Annotated in this window: 15 protein-coding genes, 1 tRNA gene and 1 pseudogene; 13 read left to right on the top strand and 4 right to left on the bottom strand. The window is 46.7% G+C overall.

The genetic code is table 11. The features are described 5' to 3' along the window. Positions 1–41 precede the first annotated feature (41 nt). Positions 42–1,025 (bottom strand): alpha/beta fold hydrolase, encoded by a 984-nt coding sequence (locus DXA36_RS25800; protein WP_118682228.1) that lies wholly within the window; start codon positions 1,023–1,025, stop codon positions 42–44. 286 nt (positions 1,026–1,311) lie between these two features. Between DXA36_RS25800 and DXA36_RS25795 the strand changes: the two genes are divergently transcribed. After that, positions 1,312–1,384, top strand: a tRNA-Ala gene (locus DXA36_RS25795). Between the two features lie 494 nt (positions 1,385–1,878). On the opposite strand, the gene DXA36_RS25785 is transcribed toward DXA36_RS25795, so the two are convergent. Together DXA36_RS25785 and DXA36_RS25780 are read right to left on the bottom strand one after the other, a co-directional pair. After that, the gene (locus tag DXA36_RS25785; RefSeq protein WP_118682244.1) at positions 1,879–2,424 is read right to left on the bottom strand and encodes a Uma2 family endonuclease; all 546 of its coding nucleotides are present in this window, start codon (positions 2,422–2,424) and stop codon (positions 1,879–1,881) included. Positions 2,425–2,962: 538 nt separating this feature from the next. After that, positions 2,963–3,982 (bottom strand): ABC transporter substrate-binding protein, encoded by a 1,020-nt coding sequence (locus DXA36_RS25780; RefSeq protein ID WP_118682226.1) that lies wholly within the window; start codon positions 3,980–3,982, stop codon positions 2,963–2,965. Between the two features lie 310 nt (positions 3,983–4,292). On the opposite strand from DXA36_RS25780, the gene DXA36_RS33145 reads away from it, so the two are divergent. The 8 genes and pseudogenes from DXA36_RS33145 (at position 4,293) to DXA36_RS25745 (ending at position 14,520) form a co-directional block, all read left to right on the top strand. Beyond that, on the top strand, positions 4,293–4,469 hold the full coding sequence (locus DXA36_RS33145; RefSeq protein WP_182479265.1) for a hypothetical protein: 177 nt from the start codon (positions 4,293–4,295) through the stop codon (positions 4,467–4,469). A gap of 24 nt (positions 4,470–4,493) precedes the next feature. Further along, the gene (locus DXA36_RS25775; RefSeq protein WP_118682225.1) at positions 4,494–6,071 is read left to right on the top strand and encodes an O-antigen ligase family protein; all 1,578 of its coding nucleotides are present in this window, start codon (positions 4,494–4,496) and stop codon (positions 6,069–6,071) included. A 121-nt stretch (positions 6,072–6,192) separates the two neighbouring features. Continuing rightward, positions 6,193–6,798 (top strand): hypothetical protein, encoded by a 606-nt coding sequence (locus DXA36_RS25770; RefSeq protein ID WP_118682224.1) that lies wholly within the window; start codon positions 6,193–6,195, stop codon positions 6,796–6,798. Positions 6,799–6,919: 121 nt separating this feature from the next. Continuing rightward, positions 6,920–9,256, top strand: a complete 2,337-nt coding sequence (gene pcrA / locus DXA36_RS25765; protein WP_118682223.1) for a DNA helicase PcrA — start codon at positions 6,920–6,922, stop codon at positions 9,254–9,256. A gap of 134 nt (positions 9,257–9,390) precedes the next feature. Then, complete coding sequence (locus DXA36_RS25760; RefSeq protein ID WP_334295107.1) at positions 9,391–9,711, top strand: hypothetical protein; 321 nt, start codon at positions 9,391–9,393, stop codon at positions 9,709–9,711. 68 nt (positions 9,712–9,779) lie between these two features. Further along, positions 9,780–11,222, top strand: a complete 1,443-nt coding sequence (gene rlmD / locus DXA36_RS25755; RefSeq protein ID WP_118682221.1) for a 23S rRNA (uracil(1939)-C(5))-methyltransferase RlmD — start codon at positions 9,780–9,782, stop codon at positions 11,220–11,222. Positions 11,223–11,397: 175 nt separating this feature from the next. Next, positions 11,398–12,222 (top strand): choloylglycine hydrolase, encoded by an 825-nt coding sequence (locus DXA36_RS25750; RefSeq protein WP_118682220.1) that lies wholly within the window; start codon positions 11,398–11,400, stop codon positions 12,220–12,222. 150 nt (positions 12,223–12,372) lie between these two features. Continuing rightward, positions 12,373–14,520, top strand: a pseudogene (locus DXA36_RS25745) (thioredoxin domain-containing protein). A 28-nt stretch (positions 14,521–14,548) separates the two neighbouring features. On the opposite strand, the gene DXA36_RS25740 reads toward DXA36_RS25745, so the two are convergent. Then, positions 14,549–15,820: a hypothetical protein gene (locus DXA36_RS25740; protein WP_182479264.1), complete on the bottom strand. Its 1,272-nt coding sequence runs from the start codon at positions 15,818–15,820 to the stop codon at positions 14,549–14,551. A gap of 349 nt (positions 15,821–16,169) precedes the next feature. On the opposite strand from DXA36_RS25740, the gene DXA36_RS25735 reads away from it, so the two are divergent. The 4 genes from DXA36_RS25735 to DXA36_RS25720 all read left to right on the top strand — a co-directional run bounded on the left by DXA36_RS25735 (position 16,170) and on the right by DXA36_RS25720 (position 20,281). Further along, the gene (locus DXA36_RS25735) at positions 16,170–16,778 is read left to right on the top strand and encodes a sugar O-acetyltransferase (protein ID WP_118682243.1); all 609 of its coding nucleotides are present in this window, start codon (positions 16,170–16,172) and stop codon (positions 16,776–16,778) included. 45 nt (positions 16,779–16,823) lie between these two features. Further along, on the top strand, positions 16,824–17,102 hold the full coding sequence (locus tag DXA36_RS25730; RefSeq protein WP_118682218.1) for a hypothetical protein: 279 nt from the start codon (positions 16,824–16,826) through the stop codon (positions 17,100–17,102). A 139-nt stretch (positions 17,103–17,241) separates the two neighbouring features. Next, on the top strand, positions 17,242–18,648 hold the full coding sequence (locus DXA36_RS25725; protein WP_243114745.1) for an ABC-F family ATP-binding cassette domain-containing protein: 1,407 nt from the start codon (positions 17,242–17,244) through the stop codon (positions 18,646–18,648). Between the two features lie 604 nt (positions 18,649–19,252). Continuing rightward, complete coding sequence (locus tag DXA36_RS25720; protein WP_069410209.1) at positions 19,253–20,281, top strand: LacI family DNA-binding transcriptional regulator; 1,029 nt, start codon at positions 19,253–19,255, stop codon at positions 20,279–20,281. Positions 20,282–20,322: the final 41 nt, after the last annotated feature.

The raw sequence follows: 20,322 nt of genomic DNA, 5'->3' as shown, positions 1-20,322 counted from the left end.
GGGCATGGGTCAGAGCTGATTCTGGTGTACGTGCTCTCCTGTTATCTGGTTTCGGGGGGATCGGCTAAATCTGCCCGGCCCTGCAGGACATCCTCGCGCAGAATACGGCACATCTTGTCCGGTTCCTCAAAACAGGGGCTGTGGGCGGAATTTTCAAAAGTATAAAACCCTTTTACCGGGGCTTCCAGCGACTGTACATATTTTTGGGCCACGGAATAGGAAACCTGGTAATCAAACCGGCCCTGCAGTACATAGACGGGAACGGCAAGAAGGGGCGCCCGGGTAAAGAAATCGCTTTCCAGCACACAATCCCAGAGGCAGCGCAGGGAAAAGCTGTTTCCCAGAGGATAATTCAGCTTTTCTTTGAGGGTATAGCCTTTATAACGCAGCACCATTTTGACGCAGTCAAGCATGGAGGTGCTGCGGTGCATGACACCTATCCCCAGCATCATCATACTTTTGCTGCGCACGGACAGGTATTTTATGTCTATCTTCGCCCCTTTGTCAATGGGAAACTTCTCTAACTGCCGTACCATACGTTTATTGCCTGCGTCCCTGAATTCCCTGAGCATAAAGGAATAAGCCAGCCGTTCCGATTCTGCCTGACGTGCCACCTGCCCGATACCGATATAGGCATGGAACAGCTCCGGGGCCCGCTGTACCGTAAGCACGCCAAGGAAAGAACCCCAGGAGTGGCCCATGACATATATTTTTTCTTTTCCGAAACGCCGGAGCAGATAATGGGTTACCGCCAGCGTGTCGGAAATCATTTGCTCGACGGTCATGGTCTGTTTCGGGGTATTACGGCTGTAGGTAATGCCGCTGCCGCGCTGTTCCCACCAGCAGACCGTAAATAGCTTTTCCAGGCCGGTGGGATTTTCCTGGGTAAAGGGAATCTCCGGAGAGCCGGGGCCGCCGTGAAGGAACAGAAGGACCGGATTCCCGGTATCCTCGCTTTGTAGGAACATGCCCTGCCGAAGGCCGTTGATCTCTCGGTATATCTTTTCCTGCAAATTTTCTTTCATCTTTATACCCCTTGTCCGCTTGCGCGGAAATGAATTCCATATTTAAAACGTACTTTGTTTCACACGTTTCCGGTGTGCTGTGTTTCCGGATTTCTCCCATTCTATCATATGTGCGGGAATATTACCATGGCAGCAGGCCGCACAGGGAAGCTGGGGCGGGTGATGACCAACTTTTTTATCTGCACCTGGAAAAGACCTGTAAATTTTAGCTGCTGCAAAAAAATATAAATCCTGACAAAATTTTTCTTGCCAAGTGGGACAACTTTTGATATGATAATACACGGACGGGGCATTAGCGCAGCTGGGAGCGCGCCACGCTGGCAGCGTGGAGGTCACGGGTTCGAGCCCCGTATGCTCCACTTAGAAAGTACCGTATCTGCGGTACTTTTTTTGTGCGTCCACAAAGTCGCGGCTGCAGAAACGGGGCCGGTTATTTATAAGATCAAGGACGCGGAGGCGGCTCAGGCTGCCTCTTCTTTTTTTACACAAAAGTGTAACAAGGTAGATACAATCTATAAAACAGCCGCAAAAGAAAGACAGGAGGTTACCTATGAAAAACAGTTTTTGAAAAATATAAGGATACCTGGGATCTGTCCGTGACCTTTCAGGACGAGGGGAGTTACAGGAGCTGGGAGGCCTGGAAGGGCTGAAGGATACCGGAATCGTAAAAGAGCATTGACAGCAGGCCTTTTTTAGCTCTTTTTCTCTTGTTTTTATTTGCAGGAGTTCTTTGTCTAATTCCGTTCGCAATAATTGTCAATGCCATATTTCCGGCCGGCGTATGTCTCACAAGTCAGCACAATCGGCACATTTAATAAGTGCCATAGTAAAAATCTCCTTCTTCATTCAAGTGTTATTTTAGCAAGTCAGAGATATTTATATGCAGGTTATTGTAGATGCCCACCTGTACTTCATCATTAAACTGATAAATCATAGGAGCTGCGTCATCCTCAAAGCGATATATGGTGGTCCGTTCTTTGGCAGGGTCGATTATCCAGTATTCACGCACCCCCGTCTCAGAATAAAGCGCCATCTTGGTATTATAGTCCAGTCGCCTGCTGGAAGGAGACACAATTTCAATAATAAGGTCTGGTGCACCGGTGCAACCTCTATCTGTCAGTTTATTTTTATCACAGATGACAGATATATCTGGTTCCACCCAATTCTGATCATCGGCATCCAGGTTGACGGCGAACGGAGCTGGATAGACTTCACAGGAACCATGGTTATCTCGGATAAATTCTCCAAGAATCATAGTAAACTGAGAAATCAGTTTTTGGTGTATCCTGCTTGGGGGAGCCATATCGTAGAGTTGCCCGTTAATCAGTTCAGCTCTTTTGTCATCTGGAAGATTCCAATAATCATCTGAGGTATAAGAGTGTTCTTTGGGTAATGACATATTATCACATCCCTTCTCATTGCCAAAAGTAACAAAGTATCTACACATATGTTAAGACTGTATATAAATCCTTCATGGGGAGTAGCCGCCCCGGTTCCTTTTTTGCCAAAAATATTCTGAAAATAACAGCTCTTTAGAATGATTCGTTCTTTCCCATACCTGGTTCTGCTGCATATTTAGGATACTCATCTTCCACAATTTCATCGGCAAAAACGATTTCATTTGCATCTTAGCCGTTTCTGAACCAATCTTTCTAAGTAGAAGAATAGCAATCATTTCTAAATAAGTCAATCATTTCTAAAAGGGAGGTGAATAGATGCCAGATGCAAAAAGGTTAGATATGGAGATGTGTGCAGAGAAGCTTAAGGCGTTCAGTAAACTTGATGCTCTTTTATACGGTGTAATATGGCGGAGGTGCTGTGGGACGATACGCTGTAGGAAAGGAAAAAGGAAACCAGCTTTTACGAAAAAAGAAGGTTCCGCCGGGGAGAGCGGGACCTCCTTTTTGGAGTGTGCCGGGGGAGAGGATCATCCCGTGCTATTTGGCTGCGTTCTGTGCGTAATCCGTATTAACCAGATCTGCATAAGGAACCCGCTGGGCCAGTTCGCCGGATTCTTCCAGAATATTCTGGAGAAGGGTGAAGGCGTCTTCGTCAAATACAAGATTATCCTTCCAGGATGCCTGATCATAATACCTGGTGACGATAGTGGTAAGGGTTTCTTTTTCCGTTTCTTCGAACTGGGGCTGAATGACGGCGGCGATTTCTTCAGGGGTATGGGACTGCACATAGTCCATACCTTTCTGAAGGGCGTTGGTGAAAGCCTGAATTACATCGGGATGCGCCTCAAGATAGCTTTTCTTTGCAGAAAAAGCGGTGTAGGGGACATAACCGGAATCCTCGCCGAGAGAGGCAACTACATAACCGTCTCCTTTTTGCTCCAGGGCGGTGGCATGGGGTTCGAATTCAACGGTGAAATCTCCCTGCCCGCCGGAAAAGGCCGCTGCGGTGGAACCGAAGTCTATACTCTGGTCGATGCTCAGATCCGCTTTCGGATCGATGCCGTTCTTTCTCAAAATATACTCGAAGACCATCTCGGGCATCCCGCCGGCCCTTCCTCCAAGAACCGTACAGTTCTTGAGCATATCCCAGGAGAAATTATCGATAGGTTCCCTGGCCACTAAGAAATTCCCGGCTCTCTGGGTCAGCTGTGCGAAGTTTACAACATAATCCTCCGTGCCGCCTAAATAGGTATAAATGGAAGCTTCAGAGCCCATAAAGCCGATATCGGCTTCGTCGGTAAGTACGGCGGTCATGGTTTTATCGGCTCCGAAGCCGGTAACCAGCGTAAGATTAATGCCTTCCTCCGCAAAATACCCTTCTTCGATAGCTACGTACATCGGCGCATAAAAAATCGAATGAGCAACCTCATTCAATGTTACGTCGATCATTGTTTTATCCGGGGTATCCTTTACGGCTTCCTGTTTTTTGCCGCAGCCCGCAAAGCAGAAAAGGGCCATGGCAAGCACTAATGTAAATGCGAGAATTCTTTTTTTCATAAATCCCTCCATAGGCTTGATGATATATTCTATGAAAAGACGGCCCGGAATGTGCCGTTTTTACGAAATGTTCCCTGGTAAATCGTGATGGCCCGCAGATCCGTACATGCTGTCTGCTCAACCTGTTTTATCCTCCATTTTTCACCGGTTCTTATTTTATTCTATTTTCATGCCGCAGGGCATTCCGTCCGGCAGTCCGCCGGAAGCGTCAATCAACAGAAAAAAAGATTGAGAGATACACATAGAGTGGGTATAATAAACGTAGATGGTGATGCTGCGCCTTCTTTTTGTATTGGAAGGGAGCGTGTAATTGGAAATCCATACGCTTGAGGCGCAAAAGAAACTCACAGGAAACGAACCGGTTGATGATAGGATACGGATATTCAATGCGGAAAGTGAGGAGGATCTGGAGAGCATTAAAACCAAATCAGCAGGAAGAAAGGCTGACCAGGCAGCAGAGCCTTACCGGGCGGCTGCGCAGTTTTAACCTGACGGAGAAAAAAGGGATTGCATGGGGATAAGTACAGCGGATAAAGGACAGGAAAAAGCAGGACTCCATGCTGTAGCTGCCATTTATTTATTCATGGTGGCCTGCATGGTGCCTTTATATATGCGGAATGGATATTACGGACTCAGTACGGGGAAATTCATGCTTTACCGGAATACTGGCTTTTTTGTCCTGCCGGTCTTGTTTTTCGTATGTGCGGGGAAAGGGATAAGCCGGATAAAACAGAGGGGAAGGCGGCAGGAAGAGGCGGTGCGGAAAGGGATAGCTTTGCTCCCGGAGATATTTCTGTCCGGGTACGGCTTATGCAACCTTCTGTCCTTTTTTCTTTCCCCCTATAAAAAGGATGGGCTGTTCGGAGCGGAGGGCTGGTATATGGGACTTTTTTCCCAGCTTAGCTTTCTGCTCCTGTATTTTTATTATGCCTATGTGTGGAAGGCGGAAAAAGAGGCTGTGGCTGTTATCCTGGCAGTGGGCGGGTTTATCTGCGCGGTTGCGGTACTGAACCGGTTCGGCATATGGCCGGCCGCTTTACCGGGACGGACGGAAGGAACCCTCTCCACAATTGGGAACGTGAACTGGCTGTGCGGTTATCTTTCCGTTATGCTGCCTGCGGGAACCGTTCTGTTTTGGGGAAGCAGAAGGGATACGGATCGCGGACAGGCCGGGAAGGCTGCGGCGGCAGGCCTGTTTACCGCAGCAGCCTTTCTCTGTACGGCACTACAGGGAAGCGACAGCGGCCTTCTGGTATCCGGGACCGTTCTTTGTATTTTGTTCCGGTTATCCTGCCGGGACGCTGAAGGGATGGACGCCTTCTGGGATGTTCTGGTAACGGCAGCGGGGGCCTGGCTGGCCGGCGGGCTGCTCCGGGACTGCTTTCCCCAGCGAATCCTGTATGAAAGCAAAAGTCTGGCAATCCTTTCGGTCAAAACGGCAGCGCCGGTATTTCTGGCAGCGGCAGGCGGCAGGGCATTCTGGAAATACTGGAGAAGCAAAGGGGATCCGGAACTATGCCGCAGGCAGCTTGCAGGGATGAAAAAGGGATTTGCCGTATTCCTGCTTTTGCTGGTGGCAGGGGCGGCCTTGCTTCTGGCGACGGGGATTTGGGGGCCGGCCGTCCTGAAGGAACGTCTGCCCGCCTTTTTCATACCGGATGCACAATGGGGCAACGGCAGAGGCGGAATCTGGGGGGAATGTCTGGATATCTGGAGCCGGGAGCCTCTGATGCGCAAACTGTTCGGTGTGGGGCCGGACTGTCTGAACGCTTTTTTGTACACGGAACAGGGAAGCCGCCCGCTTCTGGCGGTAACCTACCGGGATGCGGTATTGACTAACTGCCATAATGAATGGATGACGATCCTCATGAATACCGGGGCAGCAGGACTGCTGGCCTATGTGGGGTTTCTGATCACGATTCTCCTGCGCCTTTTCCGAAAAAGCAGCCTGCCTGCTCTTGTGGGCGCTGCCGTCCTTCTTACCTATACGGTGCATAACATGGTCAGCTTCCAGCAGATAACCAGCACGCCTCTCCTGTTCCTGGCGCTGGGGCTTTCCCAAAGCCTTTCCCGCAGCTATTCCGGGTGAAGCCAATCTTTTTTATCTTCACCCCCTATTCGGCGGAGGCTTGTATATAGACAGCGGATCAGGTAAAATTAAAATAAAGTAACCTTGTGTGAACCCATGCCAAAAAGGAGGAAGAGATATTATGAATAAAACAAGGAAATGGATAACATACCTGGCAGCCGCCGTGCTGCTGACCGTCATTATTCCCATAACAGCAGGTGCCTCCGATTCTGCCAGCGGGAATGCACCGGCTCCCACAAAGCCCAATGTTGTGCAGATGAGCACAGGCACCAAGCTGAATTCCACCATACCCACCTATTTTTATGCGGATACCGTAAAGGGACTCATCGTCCTTTCCCCCGAGGGTATGGTAAAAACCGCGGCAGGCCTCACAGATGCCCAGATAAAAGGAGGCGCCTCCGTATATTTTAGCGTTACGGAAGGAAAAACCGGCCCCCAGGCCAAACAGGCCGTTCTCACTACGGCAGCTCTGAACGGCAGGAGCCTTTTGGCCTTGCTTGATATCCAGCTCACGCGGACCACAGCAGGAAAAACCACTGTTGTAAACCGCACTCAGGCCCCTGTGGTACTCACCATCGGCGTGCCCGACCAGTTCCAGGCCTGGAATAATTTCCAGGTAATCAGTATTGCAGACGGAAATATAGAAGTCCTCTCTGATCTGGACGTGGATCCCAGAACCGTGACGGTAGCTGCCACCAATTTCGGAGCTCTCGCCCTGGTCTACTGATTTCTTACGTTACCGTTCAGCCTGCCCTGACACTTTTTCTTTTTTTCTATCGACATCGAATGCATGTTCCTATATAATAAAGGACATGAGTTTACGGAAGTACTGAGATTGGAGAAGGAAAATGAGCATTTATGATACCTTGAATGACAGGCAGCAGGAAGCTGTGTTCCATACGGATGGCCCTGTGCTGATCCTTGCCGGCGCGGGAAGCGGCAAGACCCGTGTGCTGACCCACCGGATCGCTTACCTGATAGAACAGAAAAGTGTAAACCCCTGGAATATCCTGGCCATAACCTTTACCAATAAGGCGGCGGGAGAAATGCGGGAAAGAGTGGATGATATCGTCGGCTTCGGTTCGGAGAGCATATGGGTGTCCACCTTTCACTCCACCTGTGTGCGGATTCTGCGCAGGTACATAGAAAGGCTGGGATTCGGTAATAATTTTACTATTTATGATTCCGATGATTCCAAAAATATTATGAAGGATGTGTGTAAACGTCTGGAAATTGATACCAAGCAATATAAGGAACGCGCCCTGCTTTCTGCGGTTTCTTCGGCCAAAAACGATTTGATTTCCCCCGCGGAGTTTGAACTGAAGGCCATGGGGGATTACGGCAGGCAGAAGGTGGCTTCCGTCTATAAGGAGTATCAGGCGGTTCTGCGCAAGAATAACGCGCTTGATTTTGACGATCTGATTGGAATGACTGTGGAGCTGTTCCGCAGCTGTCCGGATGTGCTGGATTATTACCAGGAACGGTTCCGGTTCATTATGGTGGACGAGTACCAGGATACCAACACCGCCCAGTTTGAGCTGGTGCGCCTGCTGGCAGGCAAATACAGGAATCTTTGTGTGGTCGGGGACGACGATCAGTCTATTTATAAATTCCGGGGAGCTAACATCAGCAACATCCTGGATTTTGAAAAAGTATTTCCGGAAGCGCAGGTCATCAAGCTGGAGCAGAACTACCGTTCCACCCAGAATATCCTGGATGCCGCCAATACCGTAATCCGCAATAACGTAGAGCGTAAGGAAAAAGCCCTGTGGACCGAAAAGGGAGAAGGAGAACTGATCCATTTCCGCCAGTTTGATACGGCCTATGAAGAGTCCGAATTCATTGCAGACGAGATCGGGAAGAAGAAAAAATACGGCAAAGCCGAATACAGGGACTGCGCGGTTTTATACCGTACCAACGCCCAGTCCCGTATTCTGGAGGAACGCTTTATTATGGAAGGCATACCTTATGATGTGGTGGGAGGTGTGAATTTTTATGCCCGCCGCGAAATCAAGGATATACTGGCTTATCTGAAAACCATTGATAACGGCAGGGATGATCTGGCGGTAAGACGCATCATAAATGTGCCCAGAAGGGGAATCGGTGCTACCACCATCCTCCGGGTACAGGAGTATGCCGATGCCAGGGGAATCAGTTTTTATGATGCCCTTCGGGAAGCCGACCAGATAATGAGCATCGGAAAAAGTGCCGTAAAGCTTAAGCCTTTTGTGACTATGATTCAGACCTTTCGAAGCAAGCTGGAATATTACAGTCTGGAAGAACTGATAAATGATGTGATGGAGACGACCGGATATGTGAAGGAACTGGAGGAATCTGATGATGAGGATGCCGAGGACCGGATCCGGAATATTGATGAACTGGTGAGTAAGGTCGTGGCGTATGAAAGCAGCCACGAGGAACCGACGCTCAGTGAATTTCTGGAAGAGGTTGCTCTGGTTGCCGATATTGACGGCGTAGATGCGGAAGATAACCGGGTGCTGCTCATGACCATACATTCAGCAAAAGGGCTGGAATTCCCCCACGTATACCTGGCAGGTATGGAGGATGGCGTGTTTCCCAGCTATATGACCATTACCTCCGATGACCCTTCCGCGGTGGAAGAGGAGAGAAGGCTTGCTTATGTGGGAATAACCCGGGCAAAAGAGGATCTTACCATAACCTGTGCAAGGCAGCGCATGCTGCGCGGAGAGACCCAGTATAATCCGGTGAGCCGTTTCGTGCGGGAAGTACCGGATGGACTGCTGGACAATAAGCCGCCCGTATTCAAAAAGAAAGTGGATTTTGAGGACTTCAGGGAAACGCCTGAAAGCAAGGCAAGATTCCAGTCCGCCCCTTACGGGGGGAACTATGGCGGAGGAACCCAGTCAGGAGACTGGAGGCCGAAAGCCGTGGTGAAGCCAAAGAGAACGGCCCCGGAAAATAAGCCATTCATCGCCCAGGGACTGGGAAGCCTGTCCGGTGTGGACGGTTTGAACAAAGGAACCGGTGCCAAACAGGCGAGTCTGGAATACGGCGTCGGAGACAGAGTCCGCCATATAAAATACGGGGAAGGCGCCGTCCTGCGTATCGTGGACGGTCCCAGGGATTATCAGGTTACCGTTGATTTTGATAATGCCGGACAGAAGATCATGTACGCGGCTTTTGCAAAATTAAAAAAAATATAAACGGCTGGAGGTTATTTCCTGAATTGTAAATTCATAGTAATTTCATGAAAAATTTATAGTAAAGCTTTGTAAAAAGTGGTATGATAAGTACAGTATTTAAGCATACTAGTAGCAGGGAAGAAAGGATGGTTTGCATGGGAAAGCTGGATGAGGTATTGGAAATGATGAAAGTAAACGAACTCCTTGGCAAAAAAGAAGAAAAGAAAGACAACGGAAATACAGTACTCTGGATTCTTGCAATAATCGGTGCAATTGCAGCAGTAGCAGGAATTGCTTATGCGGTGTACCGTTATCTTACGCCTGACTATCTGGAAGATTTTGATGACGATTTCGATGATGATTTCGACGATGAATTCTTTGAAGATGAAGAGGAAGAAGGCGCCGATACAACAGAAGATACAGCCAAGGCATCCGATGATGATGAGTCATCCGATGATGAAACAAGTGAAGAATAAAAAGTATCAACAGGAGACGGGATGCTGAGGCATCCCGTTTTTTCCGGTTTCACAGATGAGAGGGCGATATGAAAAAAGGACAGATCAGAGAAGGAATTGTGATAGATGTAAAGTTTCCGAATAAAGGAATTGTGAAGCTGCTTCCGCCTGTAAGCGCGGAGCCGGGGATACCGGTCAAAGAAGCGGATGCAGGCATACAGGCAGAGGAACAGGAAGAATACTGTACAATTAAAAACGGGCTGCCCGGACAGCGGATTTCCCTTATGATAACGAAGGTCAGGAAAGGAAAAGGCGAAGGCCGTGTTCTGCAGGTGCTTGCCCCTTCACCTGATGAAGTACAGGCATCCTGCCCCCACTTCGGAACCTGCGGGGGCTGTACATACCTGTCCCTTCCTTATGAAAAACAGCTCAGTCTCAAGGAAAAACAAGTGAAAGAACTGCTGGACAGCGTGCTTTGCGGCCAGGATCAGCCCTGGGAATTCGAACCCATTAAAGCCAGTCCCGTACAGCAGGGATACCGGAACAAAATGGAATTTTCCTTCGGCGATGAAGTGAAAGACGGCCCCCTGGCTTTGGGAATGCATAAGAGGGGGAGTTTTTATGATATTGTGTCTGTAAAGGAATGCCGCATCGTGGATGGGGATTACCGGCAGATACTGCGGGGGACGCTGGGTTTTTTTACGGAACAAAAGGCTTCTTATTTCCACCGCCTTACCCATGTGGGGTATCTGCGGCATTTGCTGGTGAGGAAGGCTTCCCATACGGGGGAAATCCTGATAGCTCTTGTGACAACCACACAGGAGGAAAGGGATCTTCTTCCGTTCCGGGACATGCTTCTGGCGCTTCCGCTGCAGGGGAAAATTGCGGGGATCCTCCACATAGAAAATGATTCCGTTGCGGATGTGGTGAAGAGTGACAGGACTACTATCCTGCATGGGCAGGACTTTTTTTATGAGGAGCTGCTGGGACTGAAGTTCAAGGTTTCTGTATTCTCTTTTTTCCAGACAAACAGCTATGGGGCACAGGTGCTGTACCAGACGGCCCGGGAGTATATCGGCAGGCTGGATAAAGAGGACTGTGTGGTTTATGACCTGTACAGCGGTACCGGAACCATCGCCCAGCTGATGGCGCCTGTGGCAGGAAAGGTGATAGGTGTGGAGATCGTGGAGGAAGCGGTGGAAGCGGCGAAGAAGAATGCCGGGCTGAACGGACTTTCCAACTGTGAGTTTATTGCGGGTGACGTGCTGAAGGTTCTGGACGACATTGCGGAAAAGCCGGACTTTATCATACTCGATCCGCCCAGGGACGGCATTCATCCCAGGGCGCTTCAGAAGATTATTACGTACGGGGTGGACAGGATGGTGTATATATCCTGTAAGCCTACCAGCCTGGTTAGGGATTTGGAGGTACTGCTCGGTAACGGGTATGTGGTGGAGAAGGCGGTTGCGGTAGATCAGTTTCCGTGGACGACGGGGATTGAAACAATATGTCTCTTGAGCAGGCGGAAATGAAAACCGGAACAGGTTTGATTCTGAAAAATGTTGTAGGTAGGAACATGGGGATGTCTGGTGGTATGCTATAGATGGAAGTATAAGAAAGAGGGAAGCGAATGAATAATAGCTGAATGATTTTGAAATACTCTAAGCTGGTATACGACAGAATTATATAGGAAAAGGAGGCGTCAAAATGTGTACAAGTTTTGCAGTATACGGCCAGGATAGAACTGTTTACGGCATGAATTTCGATGCGGAGGAAATTGATTTAAAACTAAGGGTAATTGGTAATCATGATAGGAACATATTTTACTTTTCAGGCTTAATGAATAACAGATACAGGGATATCGCCGGCTGTAACAGCGAGGGGCTTTTTATCTGTAACCAGGCAGTGGAATATAGTCCGGATTTTAAATCAAGTTGTGATGAAAATGATTGGTTTGCTTTTGCTATTTTTGATGAGGCGTTGAAAAAAACGGGAAGAACGTCTGAATTTTTTGAATATCTTAATCAAAGAGTGATCTCTTATCCTGTAAATCCATTGTTCCCCCATTTAGGGCTGCATACGATGATCGCTGATAAAACCGGTGATGCATGTATTCTGGAAGAAGGAAATGATACCAATATAATAAGTCCCTGCCAAAATAATTTTATTATAATGACTAATTTTCCCAATGGGGATTTCAGGGAAGCAGATTATAAGAACGTACATGGTATAGGTGCTGACAGATATATCTGTGCCTATGAATATATTAATAGTAAGATTCATAACTTTGGAATAAAGGAAGCCTTTGAAGTTTTAAGGAAAACCGGACAGGAGAATACGCTGTGTTCCATAGTATATAAACCATTAGCAAATGAAATTTATATCAGTTTTAAGAAAGATAGAAGCAAAAGATGGAAAATTTCTATTATGGACAAAACAATCGAATCGTTGGATGGCTTTTTAGGCAATAATAAAATACAATTTACAAATGGAGAAATAGTAGTGAAGGATCTTCTTCGTTTATATAAGTGACAACGACGGAAAGGAAGAAGAAGTAATTGTAAGGCATGCCTGACGATTGCGAAAGACCGAAATAAAGAAGTGGCTATGCGGCTTACATAGTCACTTTTTGTTTGGGTATAATAAGGTTATATCTTTAGGTAAGATAGGAGGTGATGCCCTATGACAACTGGCAAGATACCCAATAGATTAATCCATGAAAAAAGTCCTTATCTTCTTCAACACGCTTATAATCCGGTCGACTGGTGGCCCTGGTGTGAACAGGCGTTTATGAAAGCAAAAGAAGAAGATAAGCCTGTTTTTTTATCTATTGGGTATTCCTGACGTTGGTTATAGAAATCTTGTTGCCATTGGTGCCATGTGATGGAGCGGGAATCTTTTGAAAACGATGTGATAGCGGAGATTTTAAACCGGGAATTTGTGTGTATAAAGGTGGATCGGGAAGAACGGCCGGATGTGGATTCGGTATATATGGCGGTCTGTCAGGCCATGACCGGACAGGGAGGATGGCCGCTGACAATTATAATGACACCTGCGTGCAGGCCCTTTTTTGCGGGAACCTATTTTCCTCCCACGGCGCGTTATGGCAGTGCGGGGCTGAAAGAATTGCTGACAGCGGCGGCCATGCAGTGGAAGGCGGAAAAAAATAAACTTCTGGACAGTGCGGAACAGATAGAAGCGTTTGTAAAAGAGCAGTCCCATACCGAAGCGGCAGCTGAGCCGGGGATGGCTCTTGTACATCTGGCGTACCGGCAGTTTGCGGGCAGCTTCGATAACAAATACGGCGGGTTCGGCGGCGCCCCGAAGTTTCCCACCCCTCATAACCTGCTGTTCCTGATGGCGTACGGGAGGAGAGAGGGCTGCAGGGAAGCGATAGAAATGGCGGAAACCACCCTGGTGCAGATGTACAGGGGCGGGATCTTTGACCACATTGGAGGCGGCTTTTCCAGATATTCCACAGATGAGTTATGGCTGGTACCGCATTTTGAGAAAATGCTGTATGATAATGCCCTGCTCATTCTGGCTTATCTGGAGGCATACAGCATGACCGGCCGGAAACTGTATGGATGTGTGGCGGAAAAAATCCTTGCCTATGTGGAACGGGAGCTTACCGATAGGCAGGGCGGTTTTTACTGCGGCCAGGATGCGGACAGTGACGGCGTGGAAGGAAAATATTATGTATTTACCCGGGAAGAAATAAAGACGGTTCTGGGAGAGCGTGCAGGGGAAGCGTTTTGTGCAGGGTATGGGATTACCGGGAAAGGCAATTTTGAGGGAAAAAGCATTCCGAACCTGCTGGATAATGAAAATTATGAAGCAGTTAGTGAGGAATGGGACAACGGCGGCAGAGACAATATGGGCGGCAGAAACTGCAGCGGCAGTAGCGACAGCACCGGCAGCCGGGAAAAGGGGAGCTGCGAACAGCTGTATGAATACCGCATCAGGCGGACACCGCTCCCTAAGGATGATAAAATCCTTGTTTCCTGGAATGGCTGGATGATCTGTGCCTGTGCAAAGGCAGGGGCTGTGCTCGGTGATGACAGATATATTGCGCAGGCGATCCGGGCCGAAAACTTTATCAGGCAATCCCTTATGAAAGACGGACACCTGCTGGTACGTTACCGGGACGGTGATGCGGCAGGGGAGGGAAAGCTTGAGGATTATGCCGGCTATGCCCTCGCATTGACACAGCTTTACCGCGTGACCTTTCAGACCGATTATTTAGAGCGGGCGGCCGGGTGCATGGAGGTCATGCTTGCACAGTTTTGGGACCGGGAGCACGGGGGCTTCTATCTGTACGGCAAAGAAGGGGAACAGCTTATATTGCGCACAAAGGAGACTTACGACGGTGCGATGCCGTCGGGGAATTCCGCAGCGGCCCGGGTACTGCAGCAGCTGGCGCAGATAACCGGTGAGAAAAAATGGCAGGAGGCGCTGGAGAAACAGCTGCATTTTCTGGCCGGATCTATGGCCGGCTATCCTTCCGGGCATAGCTATGCCCTCTTAGCTATGATGGAGGAACTGTATCCCACGAAAGAACTTTCCTGTTCGCTTTCTGCTGCCTCCGATAGGAAGGAGCGGAAAAAACTGCTGGCACAGCTGGGATATCTGGCGGAAACCGTACCCGGCCTGTGTGTCATCGTAAAAACAGAGGAAAATGAACAGGCGCTGGAAAGGCTGGCGCCTTATACCAAAGAGTATCCGATACCTGAGAAGGGGGAACTATACTACCTTTGCGACGGCCATCAATGTATGCCGCCGGTACGGGAGCTTGGGCAGGTGCTTGCCATGCTGAAGGAAGAAAAATAGGTGAAAGGGGAACGGTTTATCCCTATTATTATTTGATCGCTGCTGCTGCCGCCGCCATAGCCGCTCTGCTTGTTCCAATCACTGTGGTATAGCTTCCATATCCCATGGGAAGCAAATATGCTTCAATCGTACTGCCTGCGTATACGTTATCACAGCTTCCGATATAATAAATCCAATAGAGATTGGAAGAGTCACTTGCAATTATTGTAGTAACAACCGGCAGATATTCACCAAAATCACTTTCAAAAATCTGTGTTACGTTCAGGCTTTTTAACGGAATAATTTTATCTCCGAATTTACCGGGATTTTTTTCGAATTTTTTATAGCTGAATTCTTCATCATGGAAGGAACTATAATCATCTATATTATGTTCGAAAAAAAGCGAATCATTTTGAGACAGAAAATTTTCTGCTAACTCTGTGACAGTATAGGGGAATGCACCTAATGTTCCTAAAGAGGTAAAAAACTCCTGTGCATTTGGATCATAGGCACCTTCTGTATAATTCCCGTTTGATTCCATGATGCTTTCATCTTCGAATGTCCTGGATCCATAACCATGAAAGAGTCCCTGTTTCCAGCCCCCCTGATATGTATACTGCAGATTTTCACTGCTGATGGCAGTAAAAGCCCCCTGCCCCTCTGCCAGTCCGTCTATCGTGTCCCCCTCATATGTTCCTACTCTGTCTAAGTCGGTAAAGGATACCAGATAGGCGTTATCCTTTAATTTACCGGCTCCTTTCAGCATACCATCCTCGAAACCGCCTTCATATATAAAACCACCGTCATTTGATGTGAATTGACCGCTGCCTGTTATTGCAGAATTATTTAGTTCGCCGGAATAAATACCTTCTATCTGCCGGTCTCTCTCCTGTAAGGTATAGGCAAGTCCCTCTACTTTTCCTTTTCCGGATGCACAATTGTCGGAAATATCACCGTGATACATAAAGCCGTCCGTACCGGTAAAGGTTCCGGAGAAATTATTCCCGTTAACTTCTCCCTCAAAGGTTCCCGTATATTTCTGCCCTGCTGCCTGCAATTCCATGGGAAAAGATACCACTCTGGCATCTGTTACCTTTCCGGATGAAAAAGTTCCCTCGGCGCTCCATTGGGAACCGTCAGGAGCTTCTCCTGTAATAGCGGCAGCTCCCTCCGGAACACCGTCTTCCAGGGTGCCCGTATATTCCACTGCATATTTTCCATATGCCAGAGTTATTTCCAACGGTTCGTTTTCCACTTCCTTTGAACAGCCGCTGAGTAACAGAGCGCCGCATACTGCCGCAAAAATAAATCTTTTTTTCATATTCTCCCCCTTTGTAAAAAATAAATAGATGTGTTGTAACATAAAATCTATTATATCATAAAAAAGAATAGTTGTGCTACCGTTCGGACAGGTTTGAATGGCTGTTATTTTTCGCCATATTTTTGTATTTGTTCAGTCTGCGCAGATAGAGATTGCCCTTGTGAGGATTCCAATGTATAATTGTTTTCATAAGAATAGAAAGCAAAACCGGATACCTATGGTAATGCGTGAAAAAGAGGGCTAAAATATCGCACGGATATTACAATATACGTAGGCTGGTTTCAGTGGGAAGGAAAGCGAAAAGGCCTGAATGCGGGAACTGCTTTTTCAGGCAGGGGAGGAAGAACGGATGAAGAAGGATGTTATTACCTTATCAATGGCTGAACGAAGGGCAGAAGGCTTATTATGGGTTGATACCGGCGAAAATATGAATCAGCAAATATATGCCAGAGGGCTTTGCCAGGATTTTAATCAAACGAGAGCGGCCGAACCGGAAAAAAGAAAAGAAATTTTAAAGAAACTGCTTGCTTTTTGCGGGGACGGTGTATGGATCGAACCGCCGCTTACACTCGCAATGGGAAAAACGGTTTCAATCGGGAACGGCACTTATATTAATTCCAACCTTACATTGGTTGATGATTACGAAATCATCATAGGGGAAAACGTTCTGATTGCGCCGAATGTTACTATGAGTACCACCAATCATCCTATGCACTATATGGCGCGCAGCCGTGGAGAAATGTACTGTAAAAAAGTAGTAATTGAAGATAACGTCTGGATTGGAAGCAATGTTGTTATCTGCGCCGGTGTGACTGTCGGTAAGGGTTCGGTAATCGGGGCGGGAAGCGTTGTTACAAGAGATGTTCCTCCCATGTGCTTTGCCGCAGGCAGCCCTTGTAAGGTGATACGAAACATTACGGATGATGACTTGAAAGAATTTGAACCGATTCCTGAATAAGAAACAGAAATAGCGGAAGGGTTTGAAAATGTTTTATTCGGAGTAATGCAAGATACGGAAGAAAGCATTGACGCTGTCCGCCGCACCTGCTATAGTAAAAATAAATACGGCGGGAAGTATACCGCTGGTAAAAAAGATGATTGTCCGGAGGAGACCCATGAAGCGCTGCTGGTAGTAGACTACAACTTAAAAAATGACAGGAATTCGTCCGGTGCGGAAGAAATGCCGCATTGCAGAACGGATTTATTTTTGTTGTATTTACAAACAGGCAGCAGGACAGAATATGGATGGAAGCGGCAGGCGGAGGAAGCTATAGGTTTCTGAAGCGGAATAGGGGCCGCATTTTATTGTTTTTTTGTTTGGGCACTGGCACTGTTTGGAAGCAGACAGTGCCTTTTTTTGTTTTACTATCGAAAAAAAGAGAGGATAACCATCATGTTATATCAGATTTGCAGCGGAAACGGTGCTTGAGCGTATTAATTTTGAAATACGCAGTAAAGAAAAGATTGCAGTAGTAGGGCGGAACGGGTGCGGAAAGACCACATTATTAAAGCTTATTGCAGGAGAAGTGGAGCTGTCCAAGAGGGACAGTGATGAGGATATCTATATCGCAAGGGCGGGGAAGCCTGTAATTGGGTATTTAAAACAGAGTGCATTTGAGGACGACAGCCTGACGATGGAGCAGGAGGTGCGTAAGGCTTTTTCCGACCTGCTTCAGATGAAGGCAGAGATGGAACGTCTTGTGGAGATCATGGGAAAGGAGAATGAGGAAACTGCTGTTTCCCGTTACGTCAGACTGGAAGAGCGGTTTGCTTACCTGGGCGGCTATAGTTTTGAAAAGGAATATGAAATAGTAATTAAGAAACTGGGGTTTTTACCGGAGGATAAGCAGAAGAAACTGTCCGAATTTTCAGGCGGCCAGCAGACGAAAATAGCCTTTGCCAGGATGCTGTTAAGCAAGCCGGATATCCTGCTTCTGGATGAGCCGACCAACCATCTGGATATGGCCACTATCAGCTGGCTGGAAGGATATCTGAAAGATTATGACAGGGCGGTGGTCATTGTGTCCCATGACAGGATGTTTCTTGACCGGGTGGTGGATGTGGTCTATGAAATAGAATATAAGACGGCAGTGAGATATCCCGGCAATTACTCCGCGTTTGTAGAACGCAAACGGCTGAACTGGGAAAAACAGAAGAAGGATTACGAGCTGCAGCAAAAGGAGATAGAACGGCTGCAGAAGTTGGTGGACAGATTTAAAAATAAGCCCACCAAGGTGGCGATGACCCGTTCTAAGCTCAAGCAGATTGAACATATGGTAAAAATCGATGCGCCTGACAGATATGATTTGAAAAGCTTTCATGCGGATTTTCAGCCGGCAAGGGAAAGCGTTACGGACGTACTGAGGACGGAACGGCTGCGGATTGGCTATGACAGGCCTTTGGCGGAAGTGAGCTTTGAACAGAAAAAGGGGCAGAAAATAGGAATTATAGGGGATAACGGCAGCGGAAAATCCACGCTGCTGCGTACGCTTACAGGTCAGCTGGAACCGCTTGGCGGCAGCTTCACCTTCGGTGAACGTACGGATATCGGGTATTTTGAGCAGCAGATGGCACAGTATACCAGCGATAACACGGTTCTGGATGATTTCTGGGAGGAGTTCCCGGATCGGAAGCGTCTGGAGGTCCGTTCCTGGCTGGGAGCATTCCTTTTCGGGCAGGAGGAAGTGTTTAAGAAAATAAACATGCTCTCCGGCGGGGAGAAGGTAAGGCTTGCTCTGGCAAAAATCTTTATGCGGCTTCCCAATTACCTGATACTCGACGTTAAATGGAGTAGGGAAACTTGCTGTGCATACAGTGCATGGAGTTGAAAAAGTAGAGATTTAAGAACTTGATACACACCTAGAAGTGAAAAATGTGTATGGCGTAAAGAGATAAGTTATAGAGTTAAAGACTTAAGTGATGTTGTAAGAATTATTATTCGTAGGAGGGGGATATATAACTATCAAAAAGGGCTTATAAATAAAATAAATACGTAAGTATAAGCGCAGGCTCCAGTATGATGTTCATCGCCTTAACTGTGTGTTGAATGTTGCGCCCCCAAGTTCTCTTGAACAGCTTTGTACCGGATTTAGATGCGCGTCTTGTGAACGTGTAATTAGGAATGGCCTAATAGAATATCACAGAACTGGAACCGTTTTAAAAGCAACAGTCAAGATAAGATACTGATAGAATAAAATAGGGAGAGTGTAAAATACAGAGTTAAAACTTCCAGTTAGACCTATAGCTACAATATTTGACTGGAAAATAGTGGTGTGTTATACTAAAAATAATATATATTGAGTTAAACGGACTTTGTTTTACGTTTAGTTTATTTGACAGAAGGATTAAAGCAAGAATATCGTGTAAAATAGAGTTAGTTCAATTATATATAAATATGTAAGATTGGTAATATATGGATAGGTAGAATAGTATATGAATAAAACTAACAAAAGAGTAACTATCAAGGATATTGCCGAGTATTGTGGAACGACAGCAAATACGGTATCTCGTGCAATGCGTAATGATCCAGGAATCTCTGAGGCTACAATACATAAAATTCAGCAGGTAGCGCAGGAGATGGGGTATATACGTAATAATTTAGCGGCAACAATGAGATCTGGTCAAAGTAAATTAATTTCTGTTATCGTTGATGATATTAAAAATCCACATAATGCTACGCTAATAGATAAGATGGATTCTCTGTTAAAAGAAGAAGGATATGATACAATGACTTTGTGCACTCAAGGAAGGCTTGACAAAAGACAGAGTATGGCAAATCTTTCGGTTTCAAATTCTGTAGATGGAATACTTTATTTTCCAGATTCAAATGATGCAGATATTGCAAATAAGATAATGAAGAACCGGGTTCCTTTAGTTCTTATTGATCGTGTTATTACTGGAGTTTCCGCAGATGTAGTGCGTTGCGACGATTATCAGGGAGGTGTCCTTGCAGCAGAACATTTACTTAATCTTGGTCACAGAAAATTTGTATATATAGGAGGCCCTAAAGGAAATGGTGCACAACCATTACGTCAGAGCGGATTTATAAATACATTGATTCAACGTGGTATAAATTTGTCGCACATAACTATCATTGATGCTGATCAAATATATCCAGCAATTCAGGCAGGGACGATATACAATATTCTATCCCCAATTATTTATACATGTATATTTTCATTTAATGACCAAATTGCATATCATGTAATGAATTCACTTAGGGATAATGGATATCAAGTACCTGATGATATTTCTATTATAGGATTTGATCATATCCGCGGAGCTTTATCCTATTTACAGCCATTATCAAGTATCGCAAGTAAGTATGAAGCGGATATGGCAGAAAAGTCAGTTTTACTATTGCTTAGAAGAATAAAAGAGCCGAATGTGGATACAGTCTCAGAAATTTTGCCTGTCACATTACATGAACAGATTAGTTCTATAAAAAATATAATGGTATAAGTTAATATCAAGTCTAAAAAGGAAGTATTGCTAATAGCAAG

The sequence above is a fragment of the Eisenbergiella sp. OF01-20 genome (assembly GCF_003478085.1).
In the GTDB taxonomy this organism is placed as follows: domain Bacteria; phylum Bacillota; class Clostridia; order Lachnospirales; family Lachnospiraceae; genus Eisenbergiella.
The sequence above is the reverse complement of the archived record's forward strand: the minus strand, read 5'-3'. Positions and strand labels throughout refer to the sequence as shown.